The organism is Macrococcus sp. DPC7161 (assembly GCF_004117835.1).
In the GTDB taxonomy this organism is placed as follows: Bacteria; Bacillota; Bacilli; order Staphylococcales; family Staphylococcaceae; genus SDSC01.
The window spans coordinates 1-254 of sequence record NZ_SDSC01000071.1 but is presented as its reverse complement, the minus strand read 5'-3'; the positions used below and the strand labels follow the sequence as shown (position 1 = coordinate 254).

Here is a 254-nt window from a genome sequence, read left to right as displayed (position 1 = left end):
TTAATATTGTGATGTTTATACATAATGTATAAACGCGCGATTTTTTTCAAGAATTCAAATATGAACTCACTCGGTTTTGCTTGGTAAAATCTATTTTTCTTACTTTATCTAGTTTTCAAAGTACAATTTAATGGTGGGCCTAAATGGACTCGAACCATCGACCTCACGCTTATCAGGCGTGCGCTCTAACCAGCTGAGCTATAGGCCCTCATTATGTTGAATGTTCAATACAATGAAGTATTATAAACACTCAA

The 254-nt window shown here is 34.6% G+C and carries 1 tRNA gene; it reads right to left on the bottom strand.

The features are described from left to right. Positions 1 to 131: 131 nt before the first annotated feature. Positions 132 to 208: transfer RNA gene (locus ER639_RS12165), tRNA-Ile, on the bottom strand. Positions 209 to 254 lie beyond the last annotated feature (46 nt).